The organism is Butyrivibrio sp., assembly GCF_017433805.1.
Taxonomy (GTDB): Bacteria; Bacillota; Clostridia; order Lachnospirales; family Lachnospiraceae; genus Butyrivibrio.
Window position 1 is genome coordinate 232,224 of record NZ_JAFRGN010000007.1, and the last position, 21,671, is coordinate 253,894.

Annotated in this window: 14 protein-coding genes; 3 read left to right on the plus strand and 11 right to left on the minus strand. The window is 42.5% G+C overall.

Annotated elements, in window-relative coordinates; translation table 11 throughout:
- Positions 1–37: 37 nt before the first annotated feature.
- Positions 38–529, plus strand: a complete 492-nt coding sequence (locus tag IJI01_RS01540) for a DUF402 domain-containing protein (RefSeq protein ID WP_292184773.1) — start codon at positions 38–40, stop codon at positions 527–529.
- On the opposite strand, the gene IJI01_RS01545 is transcribed toward IJI01_RS01540, so the two are convergent.
- The 6 genes from IJI01_RS01545 to IJI01_RS01570 form a co-directional block, all read right to left on the minus strand.
- A complete protein-coding gene (locus IJI01_RS01545) occupies positions 523–1,698 on the minus strand; it encodes a cell wall hydrolase (RefSeq protein WP_292184776.1) in 1,176 nt (391 codons plus the stop codon). The genes IJI01_RS01540 and IJI01_RS01545 overlap by 7 nt on opposite strands.
- Before the next feature lie 7 nt (positions 1,699–1,705).
- Positions 1,706–2,188, minus strand: a complete 483-nt coding sequence (locus IJI01_RS01550; RefSeq protein WP_026662902.1) for a deoxycytidylate deaminase — start codon at positions 2,186–2,188, stop codon at positions 1,706–1,708.
- 213 nt (positions 2,189–2,401) lie between these two features.
- Entirely contained in the window at positions 2,402–3,031 is a 630-nt protein-coding gene (gene upp / locus IJI01_RS01555; protein WP_292184785.1) for a uracil phosphoribosyltransferase, read from the minus strand.
- 68 nt (positions 3,032–3,099) lie between these two features.
- Positions 3,100–3,534: a ribose 5-phosphate isomerase B gene (rpiB, locus tag IJI01_RS01560; RefSeq protein WP_292184789.1), complete on the minus strand. Its 435-nt coding sequence runs from the start codon at positions 3,532–3,534 to the stop codon at positions 3,100–3,102.
- A 93-nt stretch (positions 3,535–3,627) separates the two neighbouring features.
- Positions 3,628–4,686, minus strand: coding sequence for an L-threonylcarbamoyladenylate synthase (locus tag IJI01_RS01565; RefSeq protein WP_292184793.1), 1,059 nt, complete (start codon positions 4,684–4,686; stop codon positions 3,628–3,630).
- A gap of 4 nt (positions 4,687–4,690) precedes the next feature.
- On the minus strand, positions 4,691–6,394 hold the full coding sequence (locus IJI01_RS01570; protein ID WP_292184796.1) for a glycosyl hydrolase family 18 protein: 1,704 nt from the start codon (positions 6,392–6,394) through the stop codon (positions 4,691–4,693).
- A 730-nt stretch (positions 6,395–7,124) separates the two neighbouring features.
- Here IJI01_RS01570 and IJI01_RS01575 point away from each other — a divergent pair.
- The gene (locus tag IJI01_RS01575; RefSeq protein WP_292184798.1) at positions 7,125–7,922 is read left to right on the plus strand and encodes an adaptor protein MecA; all 798 of its coding nucleotides are present in this window, start codon (positions 7,125–7,127) and stop codon (positions 7,920–7,922) included.
- A 133-nt stretch (positions 7,923–8,055) separates the two neighbouring features.
- On the opposite strand, the gene nifJ is transcribed toward IJI01_RS01575, so the two are convergent.
- Positions 8,056–11,586: a pyruvate:ferredoxin (flavodoxin) oxidoreductase gene (nifJ, locus tag IJI01_RS01580; RefSeq protein ID WP_292184801.1), complete on the minus strand. Its 3,531-nt coding sequence runs from the start codon at positions 11,584–11,586 to the stop codon at positions 8,056–8,058.
- 416 nt (positions 11,587–12,002) lie between these two features.
- Between nifJ and IJI01_RS01585 the strand changes: the two genes are divergently transcribed.
- A complete protein-coding gene (locus IJI01_RS01585; RefSeq protein ID WP_026517500.1) occupies positions 12,003–12,173 on the plus strand; it encodes a DUF362 domain-containing protein in 171 nt (56 codons plus the stop codon).
- 51 nt (positions 12,174–12,224) lie between these two features.
- Here IJI01_RS01585 and dnaB read toward each other — a convergent pair whose 3' ends face one another.
- The 4 genes from dnaB to IJI01_RS01605 form a co-directional block, all read right to left on the minus strand.
- Entirely contained in the window at positions 12,225–13,568 is a 1,344-nt protein-coding gene (gene dnaB / locus IJI01_RS01590; protein WP_292184808.1) for a replicative DNA helicase, read from the minus strand.
- A gap of 1 nt (position 13,569) precedes the next feature.
- A complete protein-coding gene (gene rplI, locus IJI01_RS01595; protein ID WP_292184811.1) occupies positions 13,570–14,016 on the minus strand; it encodes a 50S ribosomal protein L9 in 447 nt (148 codons plus the stop codon).
- A gap of 3 nt (positions 14,017–14,019) precedes the next feature.
- On the minus strand, positions 14,020–16,071 hold the full coding sequence (locus IJI01_RS01600) for a DHH family phosphoesterase (protein WP_292184814.1): 2,052 nt from the start codon (positions 16,069–16,071) through the stop codon (positions 14,020–14,022).
- 130 nt (positions 16,072–16,201) lie between these two features.
- Positions 16,202–21,643 (minus strand): CehA/McbA family metallohydrolase, encoded by a 5,442-nt coding sequence (locus tag IJI01_RS01605; protein WP_292184817.1) that lies wholly within the window; start codon positions 21,641–21,643, stop codon positions 16,202–16,204.
- Between the last annotated feature and the right edge of the window lie 28 nt (positions 21,644–21,671).

Here is a 21,671-nt window from a genome sequence, read left to right on the forward strand (position 1 = left end):
ATTTAGGTTGTTTGCAGTTTTCTCGAAAGGAGAGAATATGGATCATCCAATCTTGTACCGCAAGCGCTTCATTCCAGACGAGTGCCTAGAACTCAAGGACGACATTATCCTGGAATGCAACGATAAGCTAATCATAACTAAATGGAACACTATCCACGCCAGATGTGATCTGGCCAGAGGATACTCCTGTTATTACATCGATCGCGGCTATAAAATCAGCAAATTCTTGCGCTCTGATGGATCTCTCCTATGCTGGTACTGCGATATCATAACCTGCGAATATGATTCTGAGAAAAATTCCCTATTAGTAATAGATCTTCTAGCTGATGTAAAAATATATCCAGATGGTCGTCAGCGTATTGTTGACCTGGATGAATTATCCGAGGCCTTCGAAAAACGCCTTATTGACGAAGCCCTTCTGAAAAAGAGCCTGCTCTCACTGAACAAGCTCCTTAATGATCTGTATGAAGGTGGCATACAACAACTTGCTGAGCCGATAGAAAAACTCATCGAAAACAACGATCAGTAGAATACATGACCACCAATATTTATTCCGCTAAGTCCTGGAACCGGTGTTCTGAAATAAACACAGTTTCCAACATTTGAATAACCTTTCATAGCTTCATCGGCAGCCTGATAACAGGCTGCTGTTGCTTTTCCTTCAGCAAGTGCCAGCGCAAGTCTTCCGCTGCTAGCTGGAGAAAACTGCTTGTTCTGATAAATAACTCCCACAACAGTATCCGGATAAACTGAACTCAGCACTCTGTTGATAACAACAGCTCCTACGGCAACCTTACCCTCGTAAGGCTCTGATCCCGCCTCGCAGTAGATCAGGTTCGCCAAAAGATATCTATCTCCCTCAGCAAACTGAACCTCAGAAATGTTCCTCCAAGCCGATGATGCTGCCAGTTTGGAAAGTCTCATTTCTTCAGCAAGCTTGGCCTCAAGCTTCTTGATATCTGCCTCCTGCTCCTTGATCTGATCCTCCAGGGCCTGAGCTCTGGCCTCAGCATCAGAAATATCGTTGGCATACTGCTTGATGGTTCCGGATGTCTGATTAACAAGACCTGACACCCTGCTCTGTTCTGCCTGAGCCTTGACCTTGTAGTCATCGAGCTGCTCTTTTTCTTCCTGAAGCTTGGCTTCCTTGGCTTCGATGTTCTGCCTGGTCTCGATATATTTCAGGAACATCTTCCTGTCATAAGCGGATAACTGTTCAATATAATTATTCTGATTAAGGAAATCTGCGAAACTTGTGGCTCCAAGGAGCATATCAAACAGCACAAAGTTCTGTTTCTCGTATATGAACTGAACACGCTTCTTCATGCTGGCATACTGATTAGTCTCAGTTTGTCTGGCTAAATCCAGCTCTGCCAGTGTATTCTCTATTTCAGTCTCTTTGTTATCAATCTGCTGTTCCAGGTCCTCAAGGTTACTGCTGACCTCTGAAAGCTGATTATTAAGTGTGTTGAGCTGAGTCTGAAGTGACGACTTCTCCTCGTTCATCTCGGCGATGTCGTCCTTGGTGTTATCCAGATCATTTTGTGACTGTTTCTTTTTCTCCTTAGCTTCTTCCAACTGTTTCTTGGTTGACTCCGTTGCTATAACCTTCACAGAAGGCACAGATGCAGCGCCAATGGCAAGCGCAGCCAGAATCGCTATTATTTTTTTACCACAAACCCAGTTAGTCTTCATCATAATTGTCTCAAATGGTAATTTTAATATTTCTGCCACTTGGCTGATACTGATAATACCTCACTCCTGCAGCATCAAACATCTTCTTGGACGCTCTGGTGCTGGCAGAAGTGCTGTACTTGTCACTGTCATAAACCACAGTACGGATACCCGCCTGTATTATAGCTTTGGCACATTCATTACAAGGGAAAAGAGATACATAAATCTTGGCACCAACAAGGCTTCCACCTCTGTAGTTGAGGATGGCATTGAGCTCACTATGAGTAACAAAAGGATACTTGGTACCCAGCTCGTCTTCGCCGTCTCTTTCCCATGGGAATTCCTCATCAGAACATCCCTTAGGAAAACCGTTATATCCCATTGAAAGAATATTGTTGTCTTCGCTTACTATGCAGCTTCCAACCTGTGTGTTAGGATCCTTGGATCTCATGGCTGCAAGCTTGGCAACTCCCATAAAATACTCATCCCAAGATATGTAGTCTTCTCTTTTCATGTATCCTCCCTTAGTTAGTCCGTGATAAATGCATGTCTTCACTCCGTGATAAACGGATAGCTTCATGCTTCGCATTCCCGCTATCCTACATACATTCGGAAATCAATATGCTCTCTACATTCGCATATTTTTTCCTCATGTATGTTCGGTCCTCAAGGTCACATTTATATACATGCAAGCATGCATAAATGTGACTTTTCGTCCCTATATCACTCATTTTGTACCGAAGATTCTATCTCCTGCATCGCCGAGACCTGGTACGATATAGCCATGGTCATTGAGCTTCTCATCAAGTGAACCAACGTAGATATCAACGTCTGGATGCGCTTCCTGCATTGCCTTAAGTCCCTCTGGAGCAGCAATGATGCACATGAAGTGAATATGCTTGCAGCCTCTGTCCTTGAGCATCTGAATAGCTGCAACTGATGATCCGCCTGTAGCAAGCATTGGATCAACTACGAAGATTTCTCTCTCAGCTACATCTGCTGGCATCTTGCAGTAATACTCAACTGGCTTAAGTGTCTCTGGATCTCTGTAAAGACCGATATGACCAACTCTTGCTGCTGGAATAAGAGCAAGCATACCATCTACCATACCAAGACCAGCTCTTAAAATAGGCACTACGCAGAGCTTTCTACCCTTGAGCTCCTTAACAGTAGTCTTGCAGATTGGAGTCTCGATCTCTACGTCCTGAAGCTGAAGATCTCTTGTTGCCTCGTAGCAGATAAGTGTTGCGATCTCTCCGATTGTATCTCTAAAGTCCTTAGTTCCTGTATCAGTTCTCCTGATATAACCTATCTTGTGCTGAATCAGTGGATGATCCATAATAACTACTTTTCCCATACATGCCTCCTAAAATGCTCTTAGTATTATTTTTATCGCACAGATCCTAGGATCTGCTATTGTCTTAATTACTCAAGCTCTGAAATCTTGGCAATTCTACGGCTATGCTTCTCAAGATTTGAAAATGGTGTATCAAGGAATGTATCAACAATCTCGTTAGCAAGTACAGGGCCTACAAATCCACCGCCCATTGCCAGTACGTTAGCATCGTTATGCTCTCTTGTAAGTCTTGCTGTTGAAATCTCTGAGCAAAGAGCACATCTTACTCCCTTAATCTTGTTAGCAACAATTGAAATACCAATTCCTGTAGTGCAGATCACGATTCCCTTTTCGCACTCACCTGCTGCTACTGCCTTAGCTGCTGCAGCTCCAAAATCAGGATAATCGCAGGAATCAAGACCATAAGTACCGAAGTCCTTGTACTCGATCTTTCTCTCATCCAGATGCTTCTTAACTGATTCCTTAAGTTCGAATCCGCCGTGATCACTTGCTAATGCTATCATTTCTCGTTCCTCTTTCCTTATATATTATAATGTTTTTACGCAATATTGAACATATATGATATGGTCATGGAGCAATTCGTATATCATATTATGCTATACCGACTTAATATTATGTCCTGCTGCCTTGAGAAGTCTGTTCATTATAGCCTGACCAATTCCACTGTCGTCAAAAGACTCTGAGAACATTATATCTATCTGTTCATCATCAAACTCACGGAGAACCTTGAAAAGCTCATGAGCTATAGTGCTCTCATCCTCTCTGTTTCCTACGCTCTTAACAACATCCGCTCTGTACATGGCCTTGGTAGCATCCGTAGCTATTACGCCAACACGCTTTCCCTCTGCCATAGCCTGCTGTGACTTATCATTAATATATGAAACAACATTGTCCTGAGCGCCCTGAACTATCATAAGATCGCCCTTAGGTGCGTAGTGCTTGTATTTCATACCAGGAGCCTTGGGCTTCTCAGTAGATGTGCTATCAATAATGGTCTTATCAATACTGATCTTGCCAAGTACATCTTCCAGCATCTGTGCTGTAATGTAGCCTGGTCTCAATATCATAGGAACTTCAGATGTAAGATCAACAATTGTTGACTCAAGACCGATACCTACCTGGCCTCCATCAATTATCATCTCGATCTTGCCAGAAAGATCCTCTACACAGTATCTTGCAACTGTTGGGCTTGGCCTTCCTGATGTATTAGCAGAAGGCGCAGCAATATAGCCCCCAGACTGTCTTATCAGCTCGAGAGCTATCTTATTGTTAGGCATTCTGATTGCTACAGTATCAAGGCCACCAGTTGTTTCGTAAGGCACCTTGTCATTTTTGTTCATTATCATTGTAAGCGGGCCAGGCCAAAAAGCGTCAGCCAGTTTCCTTGCAGCTTCTGGAACCTCTTTTACAATATCTGCAAGATCATCCATATTGGCAACATGCACTATCAGTGGGTTGTCAGATGGTCTGCCCTTGGCTGCATATATCTTCTTGGATGAAAGAGGATTAAGTGCATCTCCGCCAAGACCATAAACTGTCTCAGTTGGAAAAGCTACAAGACCGCCGTCTCTGATTATCTGTCCAGCTTTCTTAAGGCCTTCAAGGGCCTCTTCATCCATATCACTTTCTTCTATTACTATTACTTCTGTTTCCACTTCTTTATTCCTCAATATAACTTGCAATCACATCCCAGACATCTGCTGTTTCCATGCCAAGAGACCATGCTGCTATTCCAGCAATGTTCTGTGCTCTCATAGAATCTATCTTCTGTCCGATAGAAGTTGCATCCTCCATCCATATCTGGTTAAGTGTACCATCAGATGAAGTGAATTCACCATAGTTCTGTCCAGCCTCTGCATCCCAGTTCATCTGAATGCTGTGGTTAGAGATATACTCCTTGGCTGTCTGCATTGATACAGCTTCACTTGAAAGTGCTCCGCCTGAAGTATGCCATATTCTGGTATAGAATGGCACTGCGTTGATAACCTTGGAAGGATCTGCCTTGGCAGTTGTGCTGATAAGTCCATTTTCTACATAGCTAAGAGAAGCTACTGAACCAGCCTCTGCTGAACCTGCATAATGTTCGTCATAGCCCATGATAATAATATAATCAGCAACAACGCCCTGCTCGGCAATGTCGTAGTGGTCATTGAAATGAAGCGGTACATAATCATCTATAGAATAAACAAGGTTATTAGCTCTGCAGGCAATTGATAATTCCCTTACAAACTCTACATAAGCCTGTCCATCTGCAGTATTGATCTGCTCAAAGTCGAGGTTAATACCGTCTACACCGCTCTCTGCAGCAAGTGCCATAAGCTGACTGATGGCATTCTGTCTGCTGCTATAACGTGAGAGGAACTCAGATGTTGAGAAATCTCCAGTACCTGTAAAGTTATCAAAAAGAGCCCATACTTCAAGCCCCTTATCGTGAGCTGTCTTAACATAAGAACTTGATGCAAAGCTAGTTACATCACCAGCGCTTGAATTAAGCTTGTACCATGTAGGTGAAACAACATTAAGACTCTTAGCCTGTGCTACAACTGATGAAAGTGTATCATTACCAGCCGGGCCACCAATATTGTGGAATCCAAGATTGATCTTGTGTCCTCTGTTAAGAGATGTGTATTCCTCTTCCACATAATCAGTTACTGGAATAGGGCTTCTGGTTGTAGTATCTGAAAGCCTCTTATTCTCTACATAACCGATGTAGGAATCAGCGCTCTTGACCTTAGACCAGTTCTCAAGTACCTCGAGAACAACAACTGTGTCATCCTTGGCAAGATCCTCTAAGATCTCACTCTTAACACCGCCCCTTAAACGAAGCTGTGTATTCTTATTAATAGTAGCAACCTGTTCCTCTTCCCAGCTTGTAGTAAGCTGCATATGATTAGGCTCTGTAAAGCCTTCATAAGAGAAATTAGTAAACTTCTTAACATAGTCAAGAGCCACATAGAGCTCCTCGCCTTCTGTTCTGGCGATAACATAACCAAGATCCTCAGATGAACCTGTAGAATCTGTCATAAGAGAAGATCCAATCTCAGCCATGATCACTTTGCTAGCTGTTGTATAGAATAAGGTATTATCTGCCTCTCCGTAGTAGAATCTTCTATTAAGATACTTCTGAACTGATGCAAAATCCATGTAATAGTGGCCATCGAGGAGTCTGGCTCTCTCTTCTATCCTCTCATTGCCAAGGATAATGGCTACATCTGTATCTCCACTAATATCGAAGTAACTATTGAGATCAGCTCTCTCAGTACTATAGGAATAATGCTGATAAGCTATCTGTCCGGCGTATATTCCGCCAATAATTAAAATAAGAGCGATTATAATAATCGCTGGAATCACTTTCTTTTTCATGCTCTAGCTCCTTTACAATCGCTCTATATTATAACAGACTATTAAGTTTACGTCATTATCAAAGTCTATGGGCAAAAAGCCATCATGAATTGTATATGTCAAGGCGGGGTCCTCTCGATTTACATAAATTTATTAGTTAAAAGATTGATAGTTTTTACCCACTTTTGACTTCTCAAATTGTGTATTTCACGCAACCAAAAGGTTTCTTCCATGTGATAAATTCTGAAGCATTTCCATAAAATACACTCTTATTATTGACGTTTTTTAATATTTGAGGCGCCACTAGCCTAGTCCTTTGTTTTGATGAGTGTCGAGCTCACCAAATATGGTATAATAAAGTTAGGAAAATACCATAAGTTGTCTATGCAATTAGTGTTGTTGTTGTGATTAATTTAAGAAACTTAAATCGAAAAAATCTTAGTAAGACATTTCATACATCGGTATGAAACAATGAAAAAAAGAAATAAAACGATTATGTTTCTGATTCTCGCCTCCTTTCCGGACTGTGATGTCCAGGCAGGCGCCTCACAAAATTTATGGTAACAGGAAATTCTTAAGATTTACCGTCGAAATTTCTTAAGATTTTCTTAAGATTGAAAATAATTTCCTTTTTCCTTATCGTTTGATTGTATAAAATTTAATTTTTTTGTAAAATCTGACGATAACTCTATTGACATAGAATACTCAATAACTTAGTATCTATGTATTCCAAAGTCAGGAGGTAAGCATCATGAAAATTGAAAAAGTCAATGATCACCAGATTAGATGCACACTTACCAAAGATGACCTTGCGAAGCGCGACCTTAAGATTACAGAGCTTGCATATGGAACTGAAAAGGCTAAAGAGTTGTTTCAGGATATGATGCAGCAAGCAAATTTACAATATGGTTTTGACGCAGAGGATACTCCTCTTATGATCGAGGCTATCCCCATCAATTCAGAATGTATTGTTCTTGTCATCACCAAGGTAGAGGATCCGGAAGAGCTTGATACTCGTTTTTCCAATTTCGCTCCATCTGTTCACGAAGAAGATGATGAAGAAGAATATGACTACTATGATGAGGATGAAGAATACGAGGAGGATGAGGAAGAGGATGTAATGGGACTCTTCAGAAGATTACAGCATAGTAATCTTGGAGATTCACTTGATTCCTCAATGAGCAGTCCTTTCGCAGATTCCAAAAAGCTTAAGGAGAAAACTACTAATCCTCGCAAGAAGGGCCAGCCTAGCAGAAAGGGCTCACGAATCTTTTCATTCGACTCCCTTCATGAGGTTACTAGATTCGCTGCAATAGTTAGCAGGAAATTCAATGGTAGCAACACCCTGTACAAGAATGAAGTAAATGGTAAGTTTTACCTGATCCTTCATCAGGGCGATCTCGAAGATAATGTTTTCGCCAACATCTGCTCACTTCTTACAGAGTATGGCAAGACAGAAATCGGTAGTACAGCTGAAGAGCAGTATCTCTCAGAGCACTACACAACATTGGTCAAGGATAATGCAGTACAGGCACTTTCCAAGATCTGATAATGCATCTAAGGACAGGAGATTTATCTCCTGTCTTTTTTTATTGCCTGAATACTTATCCACATAAAAAGGAGCCGGTTCATTACTGAACCGACTCCCTTATTATTTGTTATCAAACTAATTCCTGACGGAATCAATCCTTACCATAAAGAGCAACAAGCTTCTCAAGGTAAGCTCTGTGCTCCTTAGCATGCTCTGCAGCAGCAGCGTTGAGCTTAGCAGCTCTCTCAGGATTCTTGAGCTTAAGTGAAAGGTATCTAACCTCACCGTCAAGGAAGCTCTGGAAGTCTTCTGTAGCTGGCTTAGAATCAAGAGTGAACTTGTTCTCTGCCTGAGGATTGAATCTGAACATATCCCAGTATCCTGTAGCTACAGCCTTCTTCTCCTCATCCATAACCTTGTTCATGCCGGCCTTAAGACCCTGGTTGATACAAGGAGCATATGCGATGATAAGTGAAGGTCCTGGATAAGCTTCAGCCTCTTTAATTGCATTGATTGTCTGCTGCATATTAGCGCCCATAGCGATCTGAGCAACATATACGTAGCCATAGCTCATTGCGATAGAAGCAAGGTCTTTCTGCTTAATCTCTTTACCACCTGCAGCGAACTGTGCAACAGCACCTGTAGGAGTAGCCTTTGATGACTGTCCACCTGTATTTGAGTAAACCTCAGTGTTTACAACGAGAACGTTAACATCCTTACCGGAAGCAAGTACGTGATCGAGACCACCGAATCCGATATCGAACGCCCATCCGTCACCGCCGAAGATCCACTGTGACTTCTTAGCTGCGAAGTCTTTGTTCTTGATGATGTACTTAGCAGCATCTGAGTTGTCGCCCTTAAGAGCTTCAATAAGAGCATCTGTAGCAGCTGAGTTCTCAGCGCCGTTTGAGAATGTATCGAGCCACTTCTGAGCAGCATCCTTAGCAGCGCCGCCAGCAGCTACAACAGCCTCAACCTGCTCCTTGATAGCATCACGAAGTGCGTTCTGAGCAAGTACCATACCCATACCAAACTCAGCATTATCCTCGAACAGTGAGTTATCCCATGCAGGACCCTGTCCCTTAGCATTTACTGTGTATGGTGTTGAAGGTGAAGAGTTACCCCAAATTGATGTACATCCTGTAGCGTTTGCAACGTACATTCTGTCACCAAAGAGCTGAGTAACAAGCTTAACGTAAGGAGTCTCACCACAGCCTGCGCAAGCGCCTGAGAACTCAAGGAGTGGCTGCTTGAACTGTGAGCCCTTGATTGAGCCTTCACCAAACTTAGCAACAACATCATCCTTAATAGGAAGTGTTACAGCATAATCGAAGTACTTCTGCTCATCCTTGTTAGCTGCGATAGCACCCATCTTGAGTGTCTCGCCCTTGTTGTTACCAGGACATACATTTGCGCAAGATCCGCAACCTGTACAGTCAAGAGCAGAAATAACAACTGAATACTTATATCCATCCATTCCAGCGAGAGGCTTTGTCTGAAGTCCCTCTGGAGCCTTAGCGATCTCGTCGTCTGTAAGAGCGATTGTACGGATTGCAGCGTGTGGACATACAAGTGAACAGAATCCGCATCCGATACATGTTGTAGCATCCCATGCAGGAACGTTAACTGCGATACCTCTCTTCTCGAATGCAGCTGATCCTGAAGGTGTAGCACCGTCAACATATGGAAGACAATCAGATACCTTAAGAGTATTACCTTCCTGAGCGTTAACCTTTGTCTGGATGTTGTTAACGAAGTCTACAACGTCCTTACGGCTTCCTTCAGCCTTCTTGAAGTCAAGACCTTCATCCTGTGCGTTAGCCCATGACTCAGGAATCTCAACCTTGATAAGGTTCTTAGGATCTGCACCAGCATCGATAGCATCCCAGTTCTTCTTAACAACGTCTTCACCCTTACGGCCGTATGTCTTCTGAGCAGCGTCCTTCATGAACTTGATAGCGTCTGCTTCAGGAATGATCTTAGTGATGTTGAAGAATGCTGACTGAAGAATTGTGTTAATTCTTGTAGGTCCCATTCCAACTTCAACACCGATCTTAGAACCGTTCATGATGTAGAAGTTAATCTTGTGATCATACATGAACTTCTTAACCTGTCCAGGAATCTCAGCCTCAAGCTGATCTACTGTCCATGGGCAGTTGAGAAGGAATGAACCACCATCAACAAGTTCCTGAACCATGTTGAACTTGCGGATATATGATGGATTGTGGCAAGCTACGAAGTCAGCCTTCTTGATGAGGTAAGTTGACTTAATAGGCTTCTTACCAAATCTAAGGTGAGACATTGTAACACCGCCAGACTTCTTGGAGTCATAGTCAAAGTATGCCTGAGCATACATATCTGTGTTATCACCAATGATCTTGATTGAGTTCTTGTTAGCACCAACAGTACCGTCAGCACCAAGACCCCAGAACTTACAGTTTGTTGTTCCCTCTGGAGTTGTAACAAGAGGAGCACCAGCATCAAGTGAAAGATTTGTTACATCATCCTCGATACCGATTGTGAACTCTTCCTTCTTGTCGTTCTCGAATACAGCAACGATCTGTGCAGGTGTTGTATCCTTAGAACCAAGACCATAACGGCCACAGAATACAGGAACTGACTCGAACTTAGTTCCCTTAAGAGCTGCGATAACATCAAGAGCGAGAGGCTCACGATATGATCCAGGCTCCTTTGTTCTATCAAGAACTTCGATTCTCTTAACTGATGCAGGAATAGCATCAACGAGAGCCTTAGCTGAGAATGGTCTGTAAAGACGAACCTTTACAACACCAACCTTCTTGCCCTGCTTCTCAAGGTAATCGATAGTCTCTTCGATTGTATCGTTTACAGAACCCATAGCTACGATAACTACCTCTGCATTAGGATCGCCGTAGTAGTTGAATAGCTTGTAATCTGTACCAATCTTAGCATTAACCTTGTCCATGTACTTCTGAACGATCTCAGGAAGCTCGTTGTAACCTGTGTTACAAGCTTCTCTTGTCTGGAAGAAGATATCAGGGTTCTGAGCTGAGCCCATCTGGCAAGGGTGGTTAGGATTAAGAGCGCCAGCCTTGAAAGCATCAATTGCTTCATGGTTAACCATCTCGTCAAGATCCTTGTAGTCCCAAACCTCGATCTTCTGAATCTCGTGTGATGTACGGAATCCATCGAAGAAGTTGATGAAAGGAATTCTTCCCTCAATAGCTGCGCAATATGCTACAGGAGTAAGGTCCATAACTTCCTGTACGCTGGAATCACAAAGCATAGCAGCACCTGTCTGACGGCAAGCGTATACGTCTGAGTGATCACCAAAGATGTTGAGCGCGTGAGAAGCTACGCAACGAGCTGATACGTTGAATACGCCAGGGAGTCTCTCACCTGCTACCTTGTAAATGTCAGGGATCATAAGAAGAAGTCCCTGTGAAGCTGTGTATGTAGATGTAAGAGCACCTACTACCAGTGATCCGTGTACAGCACCAGCTGCACCAGCCTCAGACTGCATTTCTGTAATCTGTACTGTACGGCCGAAAATGTTCTTCTTTCCGGCTGTTGCCCATTCATCTACATGCTCAGGCATAACAGATGATGGTGTGATTGGGTACATAGCAGCAACTTCAGTAAACGCATAAGATGCATATGCGGCTGCTTCGTTACCGTCCATGGTTTTCATGTTTCTTGCCATTTTGATTCCTCCTACCTTAAATTTTTGGATTATTTTGGCTTATATAATAAGTTGTATAGAAAACCTAAGAAACCGCGCAAAAATACCGTTCACATTTTCTTCCTCCCGTGGAAAACAGATGTGACCGATATTTCACTCGTATTCTGCCGTATTCAATAGTATCATCAAATCTATACTGATGTCAATGTTTTCAAGGGTTTGAAGCCAATTTATGTAAACGCTTACATTTACCGAATTTATCCGTATTGTCAGTTAATTTATATTTATTTTATGTTTTGCGCTGATAAAAGTTTTCGTTTATGGTCTTGCGCAAAAACTTTTGTTATATTATCATTATCATGTATCAGAAATGGCGTGGCTAGCCATTTCGTTTTGTTACACAATATGGCATTTTATATGATGGAAGGAGACTTATTATGGCATACGTTATTAGTGATGGTTGCATCAGCTGCGGTTCATGCGCTGCTCAGTGCCCTGTTTCAGCTATTTCTCAGGGAGACGCTCAGTACGTTATCGATGCAGATACATGTATCGACTGCGGTTCATGTGCAGCTCAGTGCCCTGTTAGTGCTATCTCACAGGGTTGATAAACGCATATTAAAAGAGCTTCTCTTGCGAGAAGCTCTTTTTTTGTTGTCTTAATGTCCTTTTTCCAAATTGGCGAATTTCGTATACTGAGGAAGCCACAGCAGCTCTACTGTTCCGATTGGGCCGTGTCTCTGCTTGGCGATAATAACTTCTGCAACACCCTTCTTCTCAGTATCTTTATTATAATAATCATCTCTGTACAGGAACATTACCATATCTGCGTCCTGCTCGATGGCTCCGGACTCTCGAAGATCAGACAGCATAGGTCTGTGGTCTGGTCTCTGCTCAACTGCTCGTGACAGCTGTGAAAGAGCTATAACAGGAACATTTAATTCTCTGGCAAGTGCCTTAAGAGATCTGGATATCTCTGAAATCTCCTGCTGTCTTGATTCTGAAGCTCGTCCTGTTCCTCCTGACATAAGCTGAAGGTAGTCGATCATGATAACCTGAAGATCAAACTCCATCTTGTACTTACGGCATTTGGATCTCAGCTCCTGAATTGAAATACTAGGTGTATCATCGATTATCAGCTTGGAAGATCCTATAACATCTGCACTTTCGATCAGTTTCTCCCAGTCCATATCTGACATATTACCAGTTCTGATGTGCTGTGAATCAACGTGTGATTCCATGGAAAGGAGACGGTTTACAAACTGCTCCTTAGACATTTCCAGTGAGAACATGGCAACGCACTTATTATCATGAAAAGCCATATACTCAGCAATGTTCAGAACAAAGGCTGTCTTACCCATAGCAGGTCTGGCTGCGATAAGGATAAGGTCAGATGGCTGGAAACCAGCTGTATTAAAGTCAAGGTCTGTAAATCCTGTGGAATGACCTGTAACATTACCCTTCATCTTGCTTGCAATCTCAATTCTGTTGAGGGCATTCATAACTACCTGATCGATAGAAACGAAATCACCAGTGTTACGCTTCTGTGTTATCTGGAAGACTTTCTTTTCAGCGTCGTTAAGTACGCCTTCCATATCATCTGCGTCATTATAGCAGGCATTGATTGTCTCTTCGCTTACATGAATAAGCTTTCTTAGAGTAGATTTATCAGCTACAATCTTGGCATAGTATTTAACATTAGCTGATGTAGGAACTGCATTGATCAGATCTCCAATAAATTCTACACTGCTGACATTAGGTGGAACATTCTTTTCACGAAGTCTGTTCTGAAGTGTGACAATATCAACCGCGCTGCCTTCTCTATTAAGTTCAACCATTGTTTCAAAGAGTGTTCCAAGCTGCCTGTTGTAGAAATCATCAGCAGTTACTATCTCGGCTGCTATCTCGATGGCATCCTTATCCATCAGCATAGCACCTACAACAGACTGTTCTGCTTCAAGGCTGTTAGGCGCAACCCTTTTTAACAGCGTTTCTTCTGCCATATTACTGTTCCTTTACGCATACCTTAATTGTAGATGTAACCTGTGGGTGAAGCTTAACAGGTATCTCATAAGTTCCAAATGACTTGATTGGCTCAGCAAGCTGAAGCTTCTTCTTGTCGATATCAAATCCAAACTGCTGCTTGGCAGCTGTAACAATTTCCTTGGTTGAAACGGAGCCAAATACTCTTCCGCCCTCTCCAGCCTTCATTGTAACCTGGATTGTTTCCTTGCTGATTCTCTCGCCGTAAGCTTTAGCCTCATCGAGCTGCTGCTGTGCCACGATACCATCTCTCTTCTGCTGATTCTTGAGCTCATTGAGTGCCTTCTGAGTTGCCTCAACTCCAAGCTTCTTGGGTATTACAAAGTTCTTGGCATAACCATCACTTACCTTAACAATCTCGCCTTTTTTGCCAAGTGTCTTAACATCTTCTAATAAAATTACCTGCATTTATTATAGTTCTCCTTCTTCCATCATTCTATCCAGCGTCTGCTTGACTATTTCTATAGCCTGCTCAGCATTAACATTCTCAATCTGACATCCGGCAGAGCTCATATGACCACCGCCGCCAAGCTTCTCCATGATGACCTGTACATTGACTTCATCAATTGATCTGGCACTTACGTATACCTGATTCTGATACTCAGTGCAGATAAAGCTGGCTCTTACGCCCTTGATATTAAGAAGTTCATTGGCTGCCTGAGCACCAATGATTGTAGGGCTCTGAAGCTCATCGTTCTTGAGAACGGATATAGCAAATTTTCCTTTATAAACCTGTGCCTGACTGACAACATCAGCCTTAGCCTTGTATTCAAGGGCATCCTCTCTAAAGAGCTTACGCACACGGGTAACATCCGCGCCATTTCTCCTGAGGAATGCTGCTGCCTCAAAGGTACGAACACCGGTTTTATTCATAAAGTTATTGGTATCAACGATCATACCTGAATACAGGCTGTCAGCCTCTTCGTTCTTGATCTTGACGTTTTCTCCAATATACTGCAGAATCTCTGAAACCATTTCACATGCAGAAGAAGCATAAGGCTCTACATATGAAAGAGTTGCATTCTCGATAACTTCTGTACCAGCTCTATGGTGATCCAGCACCACGATAGTCTTACAGAATCTGAGAAGCTCAGGACACTCTGTAATGCTGGGCTTATTAACATCGACAACTACCAGAACTGTGTTGCTGCCTGCCATATCAATGGCCTGCTGATTGGATATGATCATATCCTCTTCATAGTCCGGATTATTCTTGAACAGGTCAACCAATGGCTGCATGGAAGTTGTCACGTCATTCAGAACGATATGACACTTTCTATCAAGAGTCTTGGCTATTCTATAGATACCAACTGATGAACCAAAGCTGTCTACATCGCCGATTCTGTGACCCATAACAATAACTGTATCCTTGCCGGAGATGATCTCTCGGAGGGCATGAGCCTTAACTCTCGCCTTAACTCTGGTGCTCTTCTCGATCTGCTGACTCTTACCACCATAGTAAGAAATATTGTCATTACTCTTAACAACCGCTTGATCTCCGCCTCGACCAAGGGCAAGATCGATGGCGTTTCTGGCAAATTCGTAGTTCTGAGCGTAGGAAAGACCATCAAGTCCGATACCAATACTCAGTGTTACCGCCATCTCATTACCGATATTAACAGTCTTAACATCCTCAAGAAGATCAAACTTCTGATCTCTAAGCATCTCACAGGACTTCTTGGGCATTACTACAAAGTACTTGTCCTTCTCAATCTTCTTGGCAATACCATTGCAGGAAGCAATGTACTTGTTGATCTTTCTATCGATAAGGGCTGTCAAAAGAGACCTTCTAACCTCTTCTACACTATCAAGAGCCTCTTCATAGTTATCGAGGTAGATAAGACCTGCTGCCAGTGACTGATTATCAACTTCTTCAATAGCAAGCCTCAGTGCTGTCTCATCGAAAAGATAAATTGCAATAAGACTGCCTTCATATTCCTGAGCATCAATAATATCGCTGTTAACAGCCATCTCATGAAGGGAGATTCTCTTTATCTTCATGGTGTAATTGCTGTTCTCATAATCTATCTCGTAGGATAATTCCTCATAGCCTTCCGGGAACTTGTCCGGAGTAATGCTCGGGAAAAGAGTTGTAATAGACTTTCTGTAGCCTCTCTCTAAATGAACAATTCTCTCAAAAGCCTGGTTGGTCCACACAACCTTACCAGTGTCATCAAGAACAGCATGTGCCAGGTCCAGCTCTCTAAGGAGCTTCTTCTGAATCTGCCCATACTCCGTGGCAAAGCTCACAAGCTCATTCATGATAATCGGCTTATTATAGAAATTCAGGTAGAGAACTACCACGAAATATAGACCGGTGAATGCTAGCAAAATAAGACCTGCTGTGAAATCAACAGTAAACACCGCTATATTGATCAGAATCAGCAGAATTCCAAGATATGTAAAGACACGAAGATATGTCTTAAGCTTCCCCTTTAACTTAACTCTGTTCTTGTTAGGCATTATTCTAAGTCCTCTTCCCCAAAAATTTGGACATGTTATCACTTACTATAGTATAGCACAAAACTCCGTGATAGAAATCTCTATCACGGAGTTTATAAACTAAAGCATATTTACTTTTATAACGCCTTAATTATGGTATAAGTCTACCTTCTCCATCAAATGTATACTTGTGGAAATATCTTGTGATCGTCTCGTTTCTTGCAAGTGTTCCATCCTTCTTAGCATAGTATGTATAACCATCTACTGTAAACATAGCATCCTTGGCAAGTCTACCGTTCGCCTTACCATAATATTTCTGTCCTTCAAACTCAACAATGCCCTTAACAGCCTTGCAGTCATCGCCCATGATGTACTCTGAGTGGTATTTCTCAATCTTTACATTACGTGCAAGCTTACCATCTGCAAGTGAGATGTAGTAGTCATCACCGATATTGATAAGGCCTGACTTGGAAATCTTACCATCTGCCTTAGCATAGTACTTATCGCCGTTGTAATCGAAGATAGCTGATGTTACAAGCGCACCTGTATTATCGAGGTAGTAATCTGAGCCGTAAACAGTAACAATCTCATTCTGAGCAATTCTACCATCTGCAAGAGCTCTGTACTTCTTGCCATCATAGTTAACCCACTTAGTAACAGCCATTACACCAGTTTCTTCATCAAAGAAACGACGGATTCCGTCTACATAGTGGAAGCCTCTGAGCTTATCGCCATTCTCATCAATGAGGTAGTATCTGCCATACTTCTTAACCAATGTAGCTGTTGGCTCTGGAGTAGGCTCATCTGATCCAACTGAAACAAGTTCAATTTCTGCTCTGTCACGAACTCTCAGGCACGCTCCGTCAGGATTGTAGTATGAAAGACCAACTGCGCTTACAGTGTTTCCAACTACAGCATCTGCAGCTACTGTATCATTTCCGTCAGAAGCAAGGATATAACCATCGATGAATACTCTTGCCTCAACGCCTGACTCATCTACAACGTAGAAGTAGTCAACACCTGAAGAGTTAGTTACAACCTTTGTAACCTTACCTTCAACCTTAAGAAGTGATCCGCCAAGTGCGTTGTAATCAGCAGCCTGCGCAGTTGTTACTTTCTTAGGCTCAATAACCTTCTTCTCAGCATCAAGAACCTTGTAGTTGTAAATCTGGATTTCCTTATCGCCCTGATATCCATCTACAAATCCTGTTACTCTTACCTTAGTTCCAAGTTCGATACCTGTATCAGCGATAGGGAATACTGTTGTACCAGCAGTCTCATCCTGAATATAGATTGTATCAAAGAACTTATTTCCTTCTACTGCTGTTCCTGCTGTTACATAACCTTCTACTGTGAAAATATCACCAGGCTCACCAGCACGAAGCTCAGCAATTGTGCTAACCTTGATTTCTTTCTTGTTCTGTGAGAGGTAGTTCAGAAGAATGTTGCGGTTAGAGTAGTACTCCTGTCCGCCGTAATCAAGCTCTGTCTTAACCTCAAAGTTTGAAAGGAATACAGTACCAGCAACAATGATCTCTGATCCACTTGAAAGTGTTTCTCTTGCTGCTGCAACTACGCTTCCCTTAGGAACTTCAACATACTGACCGCCAAACTCCTTGCAGTCCTTGGTGTATGTTGTTGCATGACCATAAACAATAGCTTCTGCCGTACCAGCTGCAACAGCTTTCTCGTCAAGACGAACTGAGCATGCACTGTATGCGCTATATACCTGAGTATCTGATACTCCCTTTGTAAGGTAGCAGTCTCTGTTATGCTTATCAAAGTAGAGTCTGTACTCCTGACCGCCATTCTTGTCATTATCAACGATCTCGTCAGAGTTAAGTCTTGTTGTAGCACCAACAGCTTCAAGAAGCTTATTGATCTCTACTGATGACTGTCCATCCTTGGTATCCTGATAGTCAGCAATACCGCAGACAATAAGATTTCCGCCATTAGCCACAAACTCTTTAACCACTTCGATAAATGAATCCTCAAAGTGCTTTACATCGCCATACCTGGTGTTCTTGTTAGGAGCTGAAACTACGAGAACAGCTGCATCTGCAAGAGTCTCTCTTGTAATCTCATTCTTAACAACATCAACCTTAACATAATCGCCAGCAGCGATATCTGCAAAGTTTCCAACGTTACCAGCATAGTAACCTGATACATAGTCGTTAAGGTGTGAACCATCTACAACCACGTGTGAAACCATCTCAGGTGCTACGAATACAACATCCATAGATGCTGTGTACTTCTTCTCTTTACCGTTAAGATAACCTGTAAGAACTACTTCTACGTACTTCTTACCTACTTCGTTACAAGTGTACTCAAAAGTATCATCGAACTCACTCTGGCTCTTGATCACAGATGTGTTCTCGTCAAGCTCAAGGCTGCGAACAACTTCACCAGAAACATTGTATGTGATAGATGTTACTTCAAAGTCAGATGCTTCGTTGTTGTAGAAGTTAGCCTTAACCGTTAAAGGCTCTCCTGCAACAGGAAGTGCTGTCTCAGTTGTGATTGATCCGATACCAACTGCCTCTACATCTGAAAGCCATACAGGAGCTGTAACTGCAATGTTACCATCTGCCTGAGTTACTCTGATGTAGTAGTAGTTATAGTTAGGAGCAAGTGTAAAGGTTGTCTCAGCTTCTGCCTCTGCAACAGTCTTAGATGCTACAGAAACACCGCCGTTTGCAATAACCTCTACAGTCATTCTGCCTGAATCTGTAGGATCTGATGTCTTAACCTTGATGTTAACCTCTGAAGGTGTCTCCTCAAGGATAGTACCCATATCTTCACCGTTAAGTGTGTAGTAGATACTAAGGTCATTATCTTCTGTTGCATATACTCGCATGTTACGGATAGCATCGTAGATGTTCTCACGTGAAAGAGTATCTGCAAGAATTACAGTTCTTCCTGTGTTAGCATCTCCCCATCTGCCCTTATGGTTATCCTGGTTGTTTGCAGGAGCTACATGCCAGCCCTTATCAAGTGCTCTTGTGTAATACTCATATGAAGGGAAGTAACCTGCGCTTCCGATAGCACCTTCACCGTTACCAACCTCGATAAGAGTGATCTGCTGGTCATTAGCCTTAGTATAGTAAGCAAAGTCATAGAAATCACCGAAGGTTGTACCTGGGTGGTTGAACATGCTGATTGAATCAGGTGTGTTAACGAGCTGTGCATAGTAGTTCTGAAGAGCTGTTCTGGACTTACTCTCATAACCTGTCATGTTACGGCTCATGAATCCGCCTGTATTAAATGTGTTCATATGACCAGGAGCTCCGCCTGACCATGTCATCTCGTATCCGTAAAGAGCTACGAAATCATCTGCTGTGTACTTATCAGCAAGCTGATGTCCCTCAACCCACTCTGATGATACAGAACCATCTGTGATAGTTGCCTGTGTATCATTGTCAAAAGAGTTTGAGTGGTCTGTTACTGCAAGGAAGTCAAGGTTCTCAACTTCGTTAGCAGCGTGATTGAATGCTTCGTCACAAGTACCAGCACCATCTGAGTAGCTTGTGTGTGAGTGAAGCTGTCCAAAATAAATGTTGTAAGACTCATTAACTCTCTCAGTAAATGTGAAAGTAGCTACTGCACTGTCAGCGTAATTCTCGCAAGTTGCCTTAGCAAGTACAGTTGCTGGAAGAGTCTCAAGCTTGAATGGTTCCTCATAATCAAGCCATGTCTCGCCATTATCAAGAGAGTAGAATATCTTAGCTCCCTCTGTTGCTGTTGCAAGAGTAACAACATTGCTCTTTCTGATTGCACCGCCGTTAGGACTAGCCTTAACAGTTGCAACCTGTGCCTGTGTATAAACAAATGTCTTCTTAACACTGTCTGAACGGCCTTCGCTTGTAGCATATGCTACTACTGTAGCCTTCTTGACAACATCAAGTGCAGAAGAAGTAACAAACATATCCTGTGTAAGAACAGGCTTAGATGCATCGCTATACTCTGCGAACTCGCTATCATTGATTGAATATAGAATTGTAGCGCCTTCTGTAGCGCAGCTCATTGTAAGTTCCTGTCCAAAAGGAGTCTCGCCTTCTTCTGGAAGAATACTTACTGAAGCAGTGATATCAGGAGCTGCTACAGGGCTACCTGTAATCGTGATTGGATTAAAGCGGTTTACTCCGCCACTTGCTACAGTTTTTCCATTGATTGATGTTGAATCTGCAGGTCCAATCTTGAAGTAGAGCTTATCAACATGCTTAACTGTAGCTGGAACGCTGAAAGTATACTCTTTCCAGTTAGTAGATACTTCGAACTTATCTCCAATATTTGAGAAATTCTCGCCATCTGTACTGTAAGCTACTGTCCAGTTCTTGGCACCAGTATTTGAACCCTTCATGGAGAATGTAAGCTTGTAAAGACCATAACCCTTACCAGTTACTGTTACAAGGTAATAATCCCCTGAAGTCATTCCCTTTGAACCAAGAATGCTTACATTGTTATCTCCGCTCTTATAGGTATAAACAGGAGAAACCTGCTTGCCACTCTGATAAGCTGTTATTTCATGATCCTTGTTCTTGCCATCGTTGACTGCAGCACCATCTGCATAAATAACAAGGTCTGATGCAAATGCTGAAACGTCACTTCCTGTAAATGTTGCGATGTTCATTGTAACAGTGTCATCTACAACAGGGTCTACAGGCTGTGAAGGCTGTGGAGTTACAGGCTCATCCTTAACAACCTCTACCATCTCATGAGTAGCATCAGAATAAAGAACTATCTGAATGCCCTTATAATCGCTGACAGCGGCTGTTACATTAACCTTGGTGCCTTCTTCGAGCTCGCCAAAAGCCTTAGTAACATTATTCTTGTCATAAACAAGAATTGTTGTATCTCCACTGGCAAGTGTTACCTTGCCCTTTGTAATATCAGCCTTAGATGAAACAGTTACGTTCTTGAGAATAACTCTCATGCACTCATAGTCATCATGATTAGCTACAAGTGTTGCAATCTCGTCACCATCAAAGGTTGTAAATCCATAGTCTAATGTGTTAGTTTTGTCATTCTCTACAAGAGTTGCACCAGACAACTCAAGAAGTCCGTTGTAATCCTGGAATGTTCCCTTTGCTGTTACAAGATTGCCAACAGCAAGTCCTGTAATACCATACAGGCAAATAGCACCAGTATCATCCTGCACATAAGCGTTCTTGCCACTTACATAGTTAACAACGCCCTTTACAGTAAATTCTCCAGATGCCTTTTCCTTTACTTCCTTAATAGAAGTAATTGTTACGGCTGCAGCTGCCACTTCTTCGGTCTCTTTAATCTCAGTAGGCTCAACTGCCTCCTCTTTTACCTCTACTGGAGTACCTTCTGTAGCTACATCTGTCTGCTCTATAGCAGGTGCAGCCTCATCCACGGTAACTTCAGCAGAAGCTTCTTCAGATGTAGCCTCGCTACTAGCATCAAACACAACAACTTCTTCGTCAGATGATGCTTCCAGGCTAGCTTCTGTCACAGCAACTTCAGTTCCCTCTGTAGCAAATGCTACAGTGCTTGTAGACTGAAACGCTGTTGTTACTGACACAAATCCAGCAAGGATAAGGGCCAATAAACGCTTTCTGTTCTTCATACGCTCCCACCTTTCAATACTTTTTCTT